Annotated in this window: 11 protein-coding genes; 4 read left to right on the top strand and 7 right to left on the bottom strand. The window is 34.5% G+C overall.

Features of this window, described 5'->3' with window-relative positions; translation table 11 throughout:
• Positions 1 to 94 precede the first annotated feature (94 nt).
• From LNP81_RS22475 to LNP81_RS22465, 3 genes are all read left to right on the top strand, one after another.
• Positions 95 to 2533 carry a DUF4982 domain-containing protein gene (locus LNP81_RS22475; RefSeq protein WP_230039516.1) on the top strand — a complete coding sequence of 813 codons (2439 nt, stop codon included), beginning with the start codon at positions 95 to 97 and terminating at the stop codon, positions 2531 to 2533.
• A 164-nt stretch (positions 2534 to 2697) separates the two neighbouring features.
• Positions 2698 to 3423, top strand: coding sequence for a hypothetical protein (locus tag LNP81_RS22470; protein ID WP_230039515.1), 726 nt, complete (start codon positions 2698 to 2700; stop codon positions 3421 to 3423).
• A 109-nt stretch (positions 3424 to 3532) separates the two neighbouring features.
• Positions 3533 to 4891 (top strand): DUF3108 domain-containing protein, encoded by a 1359-nt coding sequence (locus LNP81_RS22465; RefSeq protein ID WP_230039514.1) that lies wholly within the window; start codon positions 3533 to 3535, stop codon positions 4889 to 4891.
• A gap of 56 nt (positions 4892 to 4947) precedes the next feature.
• On the opposite strand, the gene LNP81_RS22460 is transcribed toward LNP81_RS22465, so the two are convergent.
• The 7 genes from LNP81_RS22460 to LNP81_RS22430 all read right to left on the bottom strand — a co-directional run bounded on the left by LNP81_RS22460 (position 4948) and on the right by LNP81_RS22430 (position 16121).
• A complete protein-coding gene (locus LNP81_RS22460; protein WP_230039513.1) occupies positions 4948 to 6267 on the bottom strand; it encodes an OmpA family protein in 1320 nt (439 codons plus the stop codon).
• A 28-nt stretch (positions 6268 to 6295) separates the two neighbouring features.
• On the bottom strand, positions 6296 to 9778 hold the full coding sequence (locus tag LNP81_RS22455) for an MBG domain-containing protein (protein ID WP_230039512.1): 3483 nt from the start codon (positions 9776 to 9778) through the stop codon (positions 6296 to 6298).
• Positions 9779 to 9787: 9 nt separating this feature from the next.
• The gene (locus LNP81_RS22450) at positions 9788 to 11209 is read right to left on the bottom strand and encodes a phosphatidylinositol-specific phospholipase C domain-containing protein (protein ID WP_230039511.1); all 1422 of its coding nucleotides are present in this window, start codon (positions 11207 to 11209) and stop codon (positions 9788 to 9790) included.
• A gap of 127 nt (positions 11210 to 11336) precedes the next feature.
• Entirely contained in the window at positions 11337 to 11987 is a 651-nt protein-coding gene (locus LNP81_RS22445) for a response regulator transcription factor (protein WP_230039510.1), read from the bottom strand.
• Positions 11980 to 13608, bottom strand: a complete 1629-nt coding sequence (locus LNP81_RS22440; protein WP_230039509.1) for a sensor histidine kinase — start codon at positions 13606 to 13608, stop codon at positions 11980 to 11982. The genes LNP81_RS22445 and LNP81_RS22440 overlap by 8 nt, the downstream gene beginning before the upstream one ends.
• A gap of 300 nt (positions 13609 to 13908) precedes the next feature.
• Positions 13909 to 14940: a hypothetical protein gene (locus LNP81_RS22435; RefSeq protein ID WP_230039508.1), complete on the bottom strand. Its 1032-nt coding sequence runs from the start codon at positions 14938 to 14940 to the stop codon at positions 13909 to 13911.
• A gap of 62 nt (positions 14941 to 15002) precedes the next feature.
• Positions 15003 to 16121, bottom strand: a complete 1119-nt coding sequence (locus LNP81_RS22430; RefSeq protein ID WP_230039507.1) for a LacI family DNA-binding transcriptional regulator — start codon at positions 16119 to 16121, stop codon at positions 15003 to 15005.
• A gap of 230 nt (positions 16122 to 16351) precedes the next feature.
• Here LNP81_RS22430 and LNP81_RS22425 point away from each other — a divergent pair, with 230 nt between their 5' ends.
• Positions 16352 to 17050, top strand: a complete 699-nt coding sequence (locus LNP81_RS22425; RefSeq protein WP_230039506.1) for a DUF1826 domain-containing protein — start codon at positions 16352 to 16354, stop codon at positions 17048 to 17050.
• Positions 17051 to 17053 lie beyond the last annotated feature (3 nt).

The following is a 17053-nucleotide window of genomic DNA, read 5'->3' as shown; positions in this document are numbered from 1 at the left end:
TTAAAAATTAAAAATTAAATTTTACCATTAAGATATTAAGTTTCATAAAGCTAAATGATCTTAATATCTTAAGGGTGAAAAAATAAAACATAAAATGAAATTAATTTTTAGATCAATATTATTCGTATTTCTTCTGGTTTTTTCTTCCGGAAAAATGATGTCACAATCAACGACTGTTATTTTAAAAGACAATTGGCGCTTTTCTAAGGAAGTAAAAGAAGATGCATCTTCGATAAAATTTAATACTTCGAAATGGGAAAAAGTCAGTGTACCGCACGATTGGGCCATTTACGGACCTTTTGATAAAGAATGGGACAAACAAGTTTCGGCAATTGAACAAAACGGAGAAAAAGTGCCTACAGAAAAAACAGGTCGTACCGGTGCGCTTCCGCATATTGGTACAGGCTGGTATCGCAATACGTTTTCTATTCCGGAGTTTAAAAAAGGAAAAAAAGCACTTCTTATTTTTGAAGGCGCCATGAGCGAACCTCAGGTTTATTTAAACGGAAAAAAGGTAGGAGAATGGGGTTACGGATACAGCTATTTTTATATTGATATTTCGAAAGATTTAATAGCCGGATCAGAAAATGTACTGGCTGTAAAATTGACTAATGAACCATTTTCTTCAAGATGGTATCCCGGAGCAGGTTTATACAGAAACGTGAGTATTGTAGTAAAAGAACAGGAAAACTTTGTACAATGGGGAACTTTTATTACCACTCCGGACATCAAAGAAAACAGCGCTGTTGTTGATCTTAAAGCTGAAGTTAATGGCAGTAATTTGTCGATGGTAACGGAAATAAAAGACGCAGCTAATACTACAGTAGCAACACAGAAAGTGACAGAAATAAAAGACGGAAAATTTCATCAAGCTATTGATGTTGCAAAACCTCATTTATGGAGTCCTGAAACACCTTATTTGTATACAGCGATTACTAAATTATACGCTGCCGACGGAACTTTAAAAGACGAACAAAATATAAAATTTGGTATCAGATCAATTAAATACGAAGCCAATAAAGGATTTAGCCTTAACGGAAAAGTAACTAAATTTAAAGGAGTTTGTCTGCATCATGATCTTGGTCCGCTTGGTGCTGCGGTCAATAAAGCGGCGCTTCGAAGACAGCTTACGATTCTGAAAGATATGGGATGTAATGCAATTCGCAGTTCTCATAATATGCCTTCTTTTGAACAGCTTGAGTTGGCTGACGAAATGGGATTTATGTTTCTGGCTGAAAGTTTTGATGAATGGGCAAAGCCAAAAGTGAAAAACGGATATCATCGCTTTTTTGAAGAATATGCAGAAAAAGACATTGTAAATTTAGTGAGAGCTACGAGAAATCATCCTTGTATTGTAATGTGGAGTTCAGGAAATGAAGTTCCGGATCAATATGGTGCAGAGGGTTTAACAAGAGCTAAATTTTTACAAGATGTCTTTCATAGAGAAGATCCTACGCGTCCGGTAACAGTTGGAATGGATCAGGTAAAACAAACTATGGAATCCGGTTTTGGGGCTTTATTGGATGTACCGGGTTTGAATTACAGAGTGCATCTTTATGAAGAAGCTTATAAATCATTTCCACAAGGATTTATTTTAGGTTCAGAAACTGCTTCTACAGTGAGTTCAAGAGGAATTTATAAATTTCCTGTTGTACAGCAAAAAGAGAAACAATACGATGATCTACAATCTTCGTCTTATGATCTTGAAGCTTGCAGTTGGTCGAATGTTCCTGATGAAGATTTTGTGCTTCAGGATGATAAACCGTGGGTTATTGGCGAATTTGTCTGGACTGGTTTTGATTATTTAGGAGAACCAACGCCTTATGATGAAAAATGGCCATCAAGAAGTTCTTATTTTGGAATTTCTGATTTAGCAGGACTTCCTAAAGACCGTTTTTATTTGTACAGAAGCAGATGGAATAAGGAAGATAAAACGCTTCACATCTTGCCGCATTGGAACTGGAAAGGAAGAGAAGGAGAAATTACTCCGGTTTTTGTTTATACCAATTATGACAGTGCAGAACTTTTCATAAACGGAAAAAGTATGGGTGTTCAGAAAAAAAACAATTCAACTCCGCAAAACCGTTATCGTTTAATGTGGAATGATGTCAAATACGAACCCGGAACTGTAAAAGTGGTGGCATTTGATTCGAATGGAAAAATAGCTGCTGAAAGCGAGGTTAAAACCGCCGGAGATCCTTATAAAATTATTCTGGAAGCAGATCGAAAAGTGATCAAAGCCGATGGTGATGATATCTCTTTTGTAACTGTTTCGGTGGTAGATAAAAACGGAATTCCTTGTCCTACAGCAGTTAATGAACTAAATTTTAAAGTAACGGGCGCTGCAACGTACAGAGCTGCTTGTAATGGCGATGCTACTTCATTAGAAATATTTCATGACAATAAAATGAAGCTTTTCAGCGGTAAATTGGTAGTCTTGGTTAAAGCAATTAAAACTGCAGGAGCAATACAATTGGAAGTAACAGGTAAAGGACTTCAGAAAGGTAAAATCGATTTAAAGTCAGAATTGTAATAATTATTGATGTTCATTTCAAAACGGTATTTTTCATAATAAAAAAGCGCAAATGTCACTGACTTTGCGCTTTTTTTTGTTTCTTCGAAATTCTAAATATCATAAAATTCTATCATTTTTTGTATTCAGTTTTGTTTAATTCATGCTCAACATTCGTAACCATTATGAAAATTACGCTCAAAATATTAATACTATGTTTTCTGTTTTTTTCTTGTAATAAAACAACAAAATCAATAGACAAAAAATTAAATAATAAAGAAGTTTCAATCAAACAGGAAGAAAAACTAGCGTGTGCAAAAAAAGAAACTACAAATAATTCAAAAGAATATATTCAAATTAAATTCTCTAATTTAACTATTTCAATGAAAGATTATGATTTGAGTTGGGGAGACGAACATCCAAATGATAGAATTTATGAAACTAAACAAGATACAGTTTTTTTTACCCTTGATCCAGGTTATATGCTTGACCAACCATTTAAAATTGAAAAAACTGCATTTGATGAAATAGAATTATATGGACAATTTGAAATAAAAACAGGAATGAATACACATCAAGATGTTGAAGAGCCGCTTTGTGTTTTGGAAGACTGGAAAAGTTACACTTCAAAATGGAGCAAGCTTAAAATTGACAGAGAAGACATGAAATTTGTATACATTGAGTCAAAGACAGATTATCCAATAAACTTCACTATTGAAGAATTAAAATTTGCTGTAGGAAAACATTGCGGACCTGAATGGTTAAATGAAATCAAGAATGCTAAATCGGTTGATAAATCAATTATTACATTTTTTCTAACCAAATATGTTTACAAAATTAAAGCTAAGAATAGCCAAACAAATAAAGTAATTGAAAAATACATTGTGTTTTATACACCTACAAATTGCTAGACATTAAAATATTCTTTTTATTATTTAACAATACAGCTATAGTCATGGAATCAGGTATTGTTTTTTATATCTCACATTATTAAATTTGTTGTTATCAAAAAAACACACAATGAGAGGTAAGAGTATAGAGGGTTCTTTAGTAATAAAATTAGCATTTTTAAAAAATAAAACAGCAAGTTTGGTAAAACAACTTCTTTATGTGATGAGTCTTCTTCCGTTTGTTGCATTCGGTCAAAAGACAATTGCACCCGGCAGCAAGGATATCAATACCAAATACATCAAACACGAAAAATCGATCTATACCGTGTACTATGTAAAAGATACAAGCTGGACAAAACAGGGAACATTGACTTATGATATTGTTGCGGAAAATAATCAATTGAGTTTGACTAATTCCTACACTCCAAAAGACAATTCGAGAACTAGCGTGCGCACCAGTGTGGCAGATCCGCAAACGTTGAAACCTATCAGTTATACCAGCGACGGAAAGGAAACAAAACTAAATCTCAATTTTGCTGAGACGATTACGGGTAATTACTATTCTAAGAAAACCAAAAAGGATAAAAAACTGAAGTTGCATCCAAAAGAGCCATATATTGACTGGAACTGGACCGATCATTTAATAGGAACATTGCCATTAGATGTAGGTTATAAAGCCCGCATTCCACAATTCTATTATAATGATGAGTCTGATGTTCTTGTTGAATATTATAGCATCAAGGAGGTAAAAAGCTTTATCTACAATTCTCCAAGAACCGGTAAGCACGAAACATGGCTTGTGACAGTATCAGAAGAAAGTACCGGTGCCATTTATAATTATATTGTAGACAAAAAAGATCATCGTCTATGGCAGAGGGAAATGTCGATGGGAAAAGGGATGTGGGAAATTACAGTCAATGAGGAATTGGACTATCAGCCTATTAAAAACAAATTCAATAAAGAAGAAGCGGCCCAACAGATTTCTAAAGGCAGCAGTGTAATTATTGGAACAGCTTATGCAAGATCGGATTCCGGTAAAAAATTAGGCGGATTGGTGAATACAGCTAAGAAACAATATGCGCCAAAGGGCACAGAGATTACACTTTTTCCAAGTTCGGCATATTATGAGGAGTGGGTAGAAGTGAACAAGAAAATTCGCAAACAGAAAAAAATGCCGGAAGTTCCTTTGAATGCTGATTTTGGTTATTCGGTTAAAAAAGCCAAAGTTTATGATGATCAGGGACATTTTGAGTTCTCAGATCTAATGCCGGCTACTTATGTTGTTATGGCCACCTTTGATTTTTCTAACTCTTACAACTATTCCTATGTGTCCGGCTATACGAATTATTATAACTATTGGGGTTATACGGGTTCGTCAACAAATTACGGTACAGCCAGACAATCCTATATTGATAAGGCTAGTATCGAGAAGCGTGTAACCATCGATAAAGATGGGGAGAAAAAAGAAGTTAACTTAAAAGAAATGTAATTTAATAGATTGCCTAAATAGTTTGATTCTTATTGTTTTATAGCGGTATTAAGAGATTATTTTTTATCGATTATTTCAAGTTTAACTCTTCTGTTAAGCGGTTTATTTTCTGCAGGAGTATTTGGAACTAAAGGTTCGCTTTCTCCTTTTGAGAATAGAAGCATACGGTTAGAGTTTATTCCTTTATTTTTTAGATAATCTGCTACATTCTGGGCTCTCTGCATTCCAATTTCCAGATTGCGGGCTTCAGTCCCTATATTACACGTATATCCTGTAATAGTTAATTCTGTGTCTTTATTCGAATTAAGAATTTTAGCAATTTGATCTAATCTTACAGCAAGTTCAGGCGTTACGTTTGTATTTCCAATTTCCTGAAATGCAAGAGGCTGTTTTTCGATATAGTTACGTTCTTCTATGGTCAGCTCTTTTTGCAACGGAGCAGTTTCAACTACTTGTTTTTGAACTGAAGGTTCCTGAACAGGTTGGGCTGGCATCGCAGAAGTTATTTCTTCTGTTTTAGGCTGAACTGGCTGTTGTTTATCTTTTGCTAAAGAAAAACCTAATTTAATTTGTATGCCTGCTGATAAATAATGGCTTTCCTGAACAATTTTCTTATTTCCAATTACACCTTTCGCCTGAATATTGTCGATTCCGTTTGGGTTGTAAGAGACAATATTTTGATCGGGAGTGTTTTTTGCCATATCAGAAAGACCATAATCAAGATATATTCCGGTATAAAGTTTTGTTTTTTCTTTTAAAGTAAAAGACAGTCCCGTTTCCAGGCTTACTAAAAATGAAGTCTGCAAACTTACAGAAGTTTTATCCTGCCAATTATTTACTGTACCAAATCCGTGTACAGGCAGATCATCAACCAGTAGATTTAAATCAGGATAATAGCCACTTAATTGTAATTGGGAAGAAGAAGCTTTTACAGTTTGTTTTCCCGGAAAAAGGACTTTTCCTCCAAATCCAAAATACAGTTGAGTTTTATAAGCAACTGCAGTTCTGTATTGCAGAAGAAGCGGAATCGCGGCAGAAATAAAATGCTGGTCTTCTTTGTATTTTGAAGGAGTTACACGATATTCAAAAGCAGAAGTCTGATCATCGACTTCATAAGTTGTGATCGTATTTCCATCATTTAATTCAAAACTATTCTGATTGTATATAACATCAATTCCAGTGGAAATTCCCCAATGATCGCTGAAGAAATAGGTATATCCAACACCTATTCCTCCACCAAATTTTAGTTTTCCTTCACCCAAATTACTGTCATATAAAATTCCGGATGGCCCTCCGTTGATTTTAATATTAATTTCCTGTGCTTTTATAGTGACACTAAACAATACAATTATTGCTATGGTGATTTTAATTTTCATTGTTTTTAATTTTAAATTAAATCTCATTTTATTTAACCAATAAGTTGATTGTTTTTTTCTGATTGTTGTTCAGCGAAAGAACGATAACATACATAGCTGACTGAGCAGGAGCGGTAATTTGGTTTTGAGTTTTTACATTTGAAATAGTCTGAACTAATTTTCCAGTAATGTCAAAAATGGTAATCTGGGCTCCATTCAGTTGAGATTCGCTAAAATCACATTCTAAAGTAAATTGGTTTAATGGTCTGGCTGGATTAGGATAAATTTTTAGTTTTTTAGTAAAGGAAGTTCCTGTTATTTCAATCGGACATGATTTTATTGATTTCCCTTCTTTATCTGTAGAAATCACATAATAAGATCCATTTAAGGGCTGACTTTCACTGTAATATTGGCGTGTTGCCCCAGAGACTGGATTTTCGTTTTTGTACCATTGCCAGGAGATAAAATTGGCACTTTTATTATTAAAAAATAATACATCTTCCCATTGTTGCGTAATTAGTCCCGATTGGCTTACTTCAATAGGTTTAATCACCGCAGGAGCCGGATTATGATTTTGATCCCCGTTTTGATAAGCCGTAATAGAAGCACTTCCAGAGTTTATAACCTGAAGATCTGTACCGGAAATTGATCCAATCGCAGGATCTGTTATAAGGTATGAAACTGGCAGTTCGCTGCTGGATGTTGCGCTGAGGGTTACTTTATCAGCGTTTTCACAGCCAAACTCTAAAGTCTGATTCCAGGTAATAGTTTGATTTGCTTTAGTGATTTCAAATTCTGCCCCAGTAAAGACAATTGTATAGTCTGCACCAGCACTTATAGTTCCTAATTTGATGTTGTACTTTCCTGCATTTTCTCCGGAATCTCTGGAAAGTAGTCCTGTGATTATAGCATTTGTGTCTCCGTTTTCAAATCCGGAAGCTGTATAATTAAATACAGGATCTGTAGTACCGTAAACTTTGATATGTCCGGAAGCGGCAGTTATAGTCAGAGTATATTTTTCTGTTGTAAAACTTACTTCGTTTCCATAATTTATAAAGCCATTGCTGTTTATGGCATAAGTTTTTACATAATACGTTTTGTTTCCTTTAAGTCCTGATAAAGAACTTGTAAATGTTCCCAAAGCAGATGTGATATTAATTTTTGTATCATTTATGGAGGGATTTGTATGAGCGGCATATACAAAACCGACTTCTGTCAGACATTCTCCCTTATCAGTATTTACATCAGAAGAAACAATTCCGGAAAGCAGTACACTATCAATTGTAATGTTTGCTGCTGCCAAAGTGCTAAGACTAACGGGCTTTTCAGGCTGCGATATTACGACTGTTTCAGTTGTGCTGCAATTGTTTGTATCGGTAATTGTTACAGTATAAGAGCCGGCAGTTAGTCCCGATGTGGTATTTGAATTACCACCAAATGGCGCCCAGGAATAGTTATAAAGGCCTGTTCCGCCTGTAACGATTACCGAAGCAGAACCATTATTTCCATTATAACACGAAACGTTAGTTTGGGATTTTTCTACTTTCAAGGCAGAAGGTTCTGCGATTGTAAAGTTTTTTACAATTGAGCATCCACCGGAAGCCTTTATAGTCACAGAATAATTTCCGGCAGCAAGATTATTGGCAACAGCATCATTTCCGCCAGATGGTGACCATGTATAAGTAAAAGGTCCGGGAGCTCCACTTGGCACTACTGTAGCAGAACCTGTTGATGTGCCATTACATAAAACATCAGTTTTTGAAGCGTTTGCAACTAATGTGTTAGTTGTCGTAATTATATATGTTTTTGTTATAGTACATCCGTTGGCATCTGTAATCAAAACACTGTGATTTCCGGCTTTCAGTCCTGTTGCTATTGCAGTTGTTGCACCAGATGGTGACCATAAATAAGTATAAGGAGTAGTACCGCCAATAGCAGTTACCGCAGCCTGACCATCAGTTGAACAAGTGGCATCGATCTGACTTTGAGTAGCTGTAAAAGCATTTGGCTGGGTAATAGTAAAGCTCTCTGTAAGACTGCATAAATTAGCATCTGTTATTGTTACTTTATAAGTTCCGGAAATAAGTCCTGTTATTTCTTTTGCAGTAGAACCTCCATCCCAACTGAATGTGTAAGGGGAGATTCCGCCTGACGGGTTAATAATTATACTTCCGTCAGACGCTCCATTGCAGCTGACATTATCCACGACTGCATTGGAGCTTAATGTAGAGATGTTCAAAACTGCCTCTTCGGAAGTGACAGAACCACATGTTCCTGCAGCAATTAATCTATATTGGTAACCGTTAGCGGCCGCAGAGGCATTGGTGATGTTTAAAGTTGATGTGAATGCCCCTGAATAAGGCGCGGTATTTTGTACATTGACAAATCCCGAGCCCGTATTGACCTGCCAGTGATAAGTAGATACATTGCTTACAATTGCAGAGAAAGCAGCATTGCCATTAGCACATACTCTTGTTGATATAGGCTGAGAGAGGATTGCAGGAGAAGGGTTTACGGTAATTTTAAAATTTTTAGGCGTGCCTTCACATGATGTGCCATTACTGGTATATTTTGGGGTCACTGTAATAACAGCCGTAACAGGCTGGCTGGAATTATTAACCGCAGTAAAGGCAGGTAAGCTCCCTGTACCGGAAGCAGCAAGCCCAACTGTTGTATTATTATTGGCCCAGGTATAGGTAACCGGAGCTGTATTGCTGCTAAAATTTACTGCATTTGTTAAAGAACCATTGCATAATGTCTGGTCATTTACAGTGTTTACATCAGGTATAGGATTTATAATGGCATTCTGAGTTTGTTTCGCTGTTACAGTTCCATTGCTTGCTGTAACGGTATAAATGCCTGCACTAGCTGCGGTAATATTGCCTATGCTGGGATTTTTTTGATTGGAAGTAAAACCATTCGGACCAGTCCAATTGTAAGATATCCCGCTGGTTAATCCCGAAAAATCAGAGGTAAGGTTTAGAGTACTGCCAGCACATGGAGTGTTGGCTGTGGTAACAAGAGGCAGGATTTCGACAACAAATATCCAATAATCACCGCCATTATTTTGTACCTGAAGAGATGTAATTCCTGACTGTGTAATGGTAATCATGCCATTGCCGCCAACTAAATCTCCGTTTGATATAGAACCTTGTGCGTTAAAATTGCAGGCACTAAAAGATGAAAGGTTTGACGAATTTAATGTATATGATGCTTCATTTATTTTTATGTCGATATTAGTATTCGAATTAAATGTTTGGCGGATTCCTCTAATTCTTACCCCCGCAATTGGAACATTAAAGCCAAAAGTAAAATAGCCTCCATCAGTAGCATTGTAACCCAAAACACTGGGACAGCTTTGGTCAATGTATACATTTCCGCCGTTAGGATTGTAATTAAATCCAACATTTATGCCGCCAACGGAATAAATTCCAGGTGAGGAGGGATGGAGAAAATTATAGTAAGGCTGGGCTTCTGCTTTATTTGAAATAAGGGTTGAAAAAATTGTCAATAAAAGTATAATTCTTCTCATAATTCAGGTCTAAAAATTAGAATTTACAATATTGATTAAGAGCCCGTTTTCGATAGCATTATCATTTCCTCCATTATTATAAAAATCAAGAGGAATAATCCCTAAAGATCTTTTGCCGCTGTAAGATGTGTATTTCATTAACCAGGGATTCATTTTTGGATTAACACCTAAACCTCCCCAGGCATATTGGTAAGGAGTGTGGCCACCCATGCCAATAGTATTGAAGGTAAGAAAAAGGGGATTTGAGTTGTTGTGAGCAGTATTGGCGGCCAATTTCAGATTTTTCTCGACTAAATCTGCTTTTTTATGGGTATCATGAGCTTTGTAGTTATCTTCTATCTGAAATTTTTGCCCTTTCGCGTTAGCTGATTCAAAAGTAGCATTGTCTTTCCAGGGGCGGCCAAACATTATACCAACCTTATCATTTTCAAAACCAGCTACAGGCTCATATGTAAAACGGTAGAGAAATAAGATTTTGCCCCGTAGTTGTTCCAGTACGGGAAAAATATCACCTTTATAATAAGAATTCGGGTATTTTTGAAGGTATTTTATAAAGTTGTTTGATATCTTTTGGCCGCTCTTTTCATTTTCTACCGACATTAAAATAACTTCAGATGGATGCTGGGCCAGAAAATCAATGCATGATTTCATTATTTCTCCAAAGCTTACTTTGCAGTTATATATTGAATGGTATAACTGAAGCGGGTCAGATGCATTTGCGTCATTGTTTTTAAGTCTGATATCTAAAAAACGAATCCCATCTTCTAACTGCTGAAATATATCATAATTTTGGCATCGCGCTCCAAAATCGGCTGAGGAAAGATGATATGTTCCTGTATCGTGTGTACCTGGAATGCTTAGGTTTGTAATAGTTGAATCCGGTGATAAGGAGTGCATCCAATCTCCTAATGAAACTTTAAAATTAAATCCATTCACATTAAAACAATGAATATTTAGCTTAATGCGTTTATTATCTGAAAAAAGAAAATTTCCGTTGTTTCGTTCTTGTAAATTAGCACCGCCAATCCACCAATTATTGCTGCCATTATTTCCTTGTGCAATGATAATATTAGAAAATAAAACAGGTAATCCATTTAGTACAAAGGACAATGTACAGGAAAATGAAAAATTAAGTTCATTTGGTAAAGCTGTAGTAGTGTCACAGCCCAATGCTGCACCTCCCGTTATTTTGCTTTTAAACCAGTTTGCGACCTCTTTAGTTTTATGCCTTCCTGCTTCAACTGATATTTTCCAATGCTTTGAAGATGATTTTTTAATAATGAGATTACTATTCCAGGGCTGTCCCTTAGAAATTTGATAATCATTAATTTTTATCTGAAGGTTTTCTATATCTTCAGATAAAGTAATTTCAAACTCATTTGGCCAGCTTTTAACTAGTGCTGCCTGGTTTAAATTTTCTGTAGTTTTCATAAAATTGGTTTACATTATCACTGGTAAAGATGATATAGGATTTAGTTTGGAGGTTTAAAACTAAATACTTGTAATTCAATTATTAAAAAAATGTTCTGAAACCTATTTTTTTTGTTCTGAAATAGAATCAGAAGTTTTTGGAGATTTTAAAAATCTTATTTTCGATGTATAATTTGTCGTTTATGATTTTTGTAACGTGGTAGGGATTTACAGCAGTACTGCGGTTAATTCTTTTGAAATACTTAGCAGGAAAAACTTCCTCAAGATAGGTCATAGTTGTTCTTAAAACCTGGTTTCTGCCTGATGTCAGATGTATTTCAACATAGACATGATCTGCTTCGGCAAATAGAAAATCCTTCGACTGAAAATAATAAATCTGTTTTCCCAGCTCAATTTTAAAAATCGAATCTTCATTGGCCAGAGCCAGTTGAATAGCAGTAACAAGGTTTACCTTTTCTACGGGTTTAGAAAGATAAGCGGCAGGCCGCAGTGAAGTAACTTTTTCGAGAGTGCCGGGATCGGTCAGGGCTGTGGTAAATATAAAGGGAATCGAAATACCGGCATTGATAAATCCTGCCAGATCAAGTCCCGTTTTATCTCCCGAAAGAGAAATGTCGATTAAGGCAAGATCAAATAGTTTATGTGAGAGCAGCATTCTGGCTTCTTCATAGCTGTGTGCAGTTTCGACTGTAAAAATAGGTTCCAGCATTTTTTTTAACGAAAGTGCAATTAAAACTTCATCTTCGACGATTAGTATTCTGCTTTTGTGTTCAGTCATTTGGAAATACGATTTTATAGTCTGCTTTTTCTCTGGTATAATTTCCTTTTAATTGTTTTACCATTCCTTCAATAATCAGAAGCCCCAGAGAATCATTATTTTTTTCAAAATTAAAGATAGTTCCGTTGTCAGAATAACATACTTTTATTTCGTTTACATCCGTTTTTATAAGTTCCAGATGTAAAATAAGGTCTTCTGAAGGCTGGGCATGTTTTACAGAATTCGTTACCAGTTCGTTTACAAGCAGTCCCAATGAGAGTATTTTATCTACAGTAAGATAAATCTCTTCGGTATTATTTATATATGTAAATGTCCTGATGTTGCTGTTTTGGTGGGTTTCAAAAATCTTATCCAGATAATTTCGAACTTCAACCATTGCATGTTCATTATGATTCACGCTGTAAGTATACAATTCATGAGCGATCACTATAGTTTTAATGCGTTGGTAAAGATCATCAAATTGGTTTTTGTAATCTTCATTTTTTCCCTGGTCTTTTTGAAAATCAATCAGGCTTAAAATTACAGCCAGATTATTTTTGACACGGTGATTCAATTCCTGCACCAGAAACTGTTTTCCTTCCAGGCTGACTTTCAGAGCGGTATTGTTTTCAGAGATTTTTTTCTTCTGATTTTCGATTTTTCTTTTGTTCTTCATCAGCTGGCGGGTAAATAAAATCAGGACAAGAACCGAAACAAGCAAGGTGATGTTTAAGATGCGGGTGTTTTTGATATCTTTTTTAAGGGACTGTTTTTCTGCTTTTTCTTTTTCAAAATTATAATGCGTTTCAAGTTCCTTAATTTTAAGATCGCGCTGTTCGCTGTAATATTTTTTATAATATTCTGATGCAATCTTGTAGTAATAAAGGGCAGAATCTGCTTTATGCAGTTTTTCCAGTATCTTACTTTTAGTCTTATAAACATCGGCTTTATAATCCAGGACATTTGATTTAGATACCACAGCCAAGGCAGAATCTATATATATATATGCAATAGGATACTGCTTTTTGTCCAGATAAAAGAAACTCAAATTATTATACATAGAAATAACAGCTTCATAGTGGCGTTGCTTTTTGTATAAATAAAGTGCTTGTTGATAATGCTTTAATTCTTTTTCAGGATTTGTTTTCTGGTTTCCAAGTCCTAAAATTAGCTCAACCACCGGCATATTTATAGAGTCATGTACAACTGCAGCATATTCTTTTGCCTGCAAAGCCAACTGGTACGCTTCTTTTGCATGGCCGCTCACCCTATAATAGGAAGATTTACGAATTAAGAAATTGGTATAGTTTTTTAATTTCAGCTGCGGGTATTTAGAAAGAAGTTCCTCAGCTTTCTCTAATTCTTTAAGGCAGGAGGGATAGTTATCATTAATCTCAAAAATGAGTGCCCTTTCTACATGTGTTTTAAGTTGCTGCTCTGCGTTGGTTTGAGTACTGGCGATCAGGGTTTGAGAAAGCTTAAAGGCTTCGTCGTACAAACCCAGTTCAGTAAGGATTTTCATTTTCATGATGTCCAGTTCTATTTTCGGCGAGCCTTTATAAAATGCACTGTTTTTATTAATAAGACGTAATGCTTCTTTAAAATCACAATACACTATTTTCTGCTCAAGGTCTTTTTTCAAAGATTCGAAAGAAGGGTGTCCAAAGCAGGTTAAGGTTACTAAAAATATAAAAAAACTAAAATGAATTCTCACTGTGTATAAAGTTAAACAGATTAAATATAGTCAAAGATATTGTTTTCCCTGAATACTCAAATTTAGAAACTGCTTTAGAAATTCCGTCTAAATTGTTCTCAATTAGCCATTCTTTGTTCCGAATTCTGAAAATGAAGATAAAAAGAAGACGAAAACGTAATTTTTTTATGAAGATCTTGTTTTAATTATAGTGATAAGAATTCAAAATAGTGAAAGCTTTCCTCGAGGCTAATCAAAATCAATTTCATTTAGATTAACTGTATCAGCAATTTGAGAAGAAATTTCGGTTGGTATTATTAGTATTTTATTTTTCGATATAAATTCTATTTTCTTATCACAGCCTGTATTACAGGTTTCTACCATAATTGGAAAATACAATTTTTTATTTTTGTCGTAACCAATAATATTATTACGAAAATAACTAACGATCTTAAAATCGGCATTTTCAATAACCTCGTCTTTATTATAGTTTCCCGTATATTGAAATAAATTTTCTGTATAATAAGTGCTTTTTATAGAATGAGGAAATGTAGGTTCTGTCTTTCCTGCAGTATTATCCTGTTCCCATTTTTGTTCATAATTTTTATAATAATTAATGTCTTTTTCTTTTCCTGAAGGATTGTAAACCCATTTACTTTTATTGGCAAAATCGTATAATTCTTTTTTAATAGTTGGGTTTGAATCTAGGATTTCATTTTCTATAAACCTACCATCTATGCATTCATCACATCTTAAAGTTGCTTCTCCCGTATATTTTAGGATAAAAAATTTTAGGTCGTGAATGTTTAACATAATAAAATTTAAAATAAATTCAGGATCTCCATTGCCTTTAGGAGATTCCATTACTGCAAATAGAAAATATTCTGTATTCTGAATTTTTTTTCGTACTGCTTTTTTATCAATATTGATATAATAAAACTCATCAGAAAATAAAGTGTTTCTTAGGACAAGTTTCTCCTCATTTGTATTTTTTGTATACTTTGATGCAACAAGGACATTCTTGTCTCCAACAAGAAAAAGTTTATCGTCATCACTGGCTTCAGTAGCAGATATCTTAATTATTTCAGTATTCTCTTCGTTACTAAATTCAAATAGAGTAGCAGTTTTGCTGTTAGCTTGTACTGTGGTGCTATCTTTTTTTATGTTTTGATTTGTGTTTTCGTTCTTTAGTTTATCATCAGATATTTTTTGATCATTCTTGCAGGAAAAAAGCACGATAGATAAAAGGAGTACAATTATTTTGTTGTTAATCTTTTTCAATTAATTTTTAGTTTTGAGATTATATGAAGATGATGAAGCTATTAGCAGTAAAAAAAATGGACTTATTCAAATATATAACTGGTTAAAATTTTCTCTTTCTTTGGTTTCTTTTTTTTAGAATTTTCAGAAAAGTACAGATATTCACGACCAGCACATAGTACCATTGGGTGTTCCGGAGGTGTCATATCGATAAATCCGGGATAGAATGAAATGGTGTTGCTATGGTTTACCAAATTTTCTTCTATTTTGTCAATTATCAACTCTGCAGCGGTTTCTCCTATTTTTAACGGAGGCTGATCCAGAACAATTTCTGGAGGATCTACTATAGAATAAGTACTAGTAAGTTTACGCCCTGAATAATCGACTATAGTAATTTTTTCGAGCAGTTTGATATTCTCTTTTTTAAGATAAGACAAAGCTCCGTATGCCATCCAAAAGGAGAGGGCAAAAATGCTGTCGAATTTAATATTTGCTTCCAGAAGTTTTTTTACGGCAAGCTCTCCTCCTTGAGTTTGTAAATCGTCTGTTTCTATAATAAGTGATGAATCCTGAATTTTAAATTTATTCAAAATCCGATCATAATCACGGGCCTGTTCGCATATCTTTCTTTCTGCCTTAGATCCCATGAGGCAAGCTACCCGATTGTTTTCTCTATTTATTAAATCCTCAAATGCATCACAAGCCGTAATATGATCATTAGCAATTGTTATTGTGCTTTCGGATCCATTTGAACGCTTTTTACCAAATAAGACAACAGGAGTACCTCTTGTTATAATTCCTTTACAAGTGTAAAGATTATAATCACTATAAATATTAATAATGATACCATCAACATTAAAAGCTTCAAGTTGCAAAAGGTTTTCTCTTTCGCGTTCCAGATTATTATCCGATTCTAAAATAATCAGTTTATAACCTAGAGGATAAAGGATTTTACGCACTCCGTCAAGTACTTTTGCAAAAAAAAGCGTTGTTGTTTTAGAAACTATAAATCCTATGGTTTTAGTTTTTGATTTCACATCTAGCTTAGGAGTATTAAAAAAATAGCCTAATTGTTCTGCAGCAAATCGTACTTTTTCTTTCGTACTTTTATTTACATCTTTGGCATCACGAAGTGCTCTGGAAACGGTTGATGGAGATAAATACAAATGTGCTGCTAACTCTTTTAGTGTGATATGTTTCATATTCTCAAATTTAATCAAAAATAACAAAAAAGGTGATATAGGATCGTAAGCTTCGAAAATCCCAGCAAGCGAAAGCATCGAAAATTGATCTAATAAGCAACTGGAATACTTTTACTTTTCGCAGCAAAAAGATGTTAGTTTCAAAAGTTTATCTTTATAAAAATACAGCAACTGATTAGTATTGCATAATTTTGTAATGAATAAAATAACGAGTCTTTTAATATTCTAATATGAGCGATACATTTTCTGACAACAACCAAATTGGTATAGTATCTACTTTCTCTCAGCTTGTTCATACTAATTTTAAAGGTGAAATGAATGCGTTATGCTGGTACAGAAATTTGGATGGAGATTTTAACGAAATTGTAACCAAACTAGGTTTAAAAGAAAATATAACAGAAGTTTATCCTGAAGATCTAATCGCACTCCAACTATCCGAAAAAGGAAATATCGCAAGAGAAATAATCTTAAATGATTTAAAATTATTAACTGATTTTGGAGCTTCGCCCTCTCTTAATTTGCTGAAATGTTATGATCGTGATGATGAATTTGATTTCATATCTACTGATGTATATTCATTTCACGTTGATCGTTCGCCCATTGCAACAGATACTTTTTTATGTACTTATCATGGAGCGGCAAGTGATATTATTTCTAATTCGCAGGCAGAACAAAAAATTCTAATTCCAGAAATCAGGTCAAAACTCAAAGAACTGCATGATGGACCAACGGAAGAATTCGAAAACTTTTTGAAAGAGAATTACTTTGATTTGCATTATAAGGTAAATGAAGATGCAGAACCTATTAATTTAGGCGTATTGCATCTTTGGCGACTGGCCGTAGATCATCCAAAACAACAAGTGTTGCCTTGTATTCATAGAGCACCTATAGAAAACGAAGGAGAATATAGATTGTTGCTGATTTGTTAGAGG

Origin of the sequence: Flavobacterium piscisymbiosum, from assembly GCF_020905295.1 — a bacterium.
GTDB classification, from domain to species: Bacteria; Bacteroidota; Bacteroidia; order Flavobacteriales; family Flavobacteriaceae; genus Flavobacterium; species Flavobacterium piscisymbiosum.
This window is presented reverse-complemented; position numbering and strand designations above follow the sequence as displayed.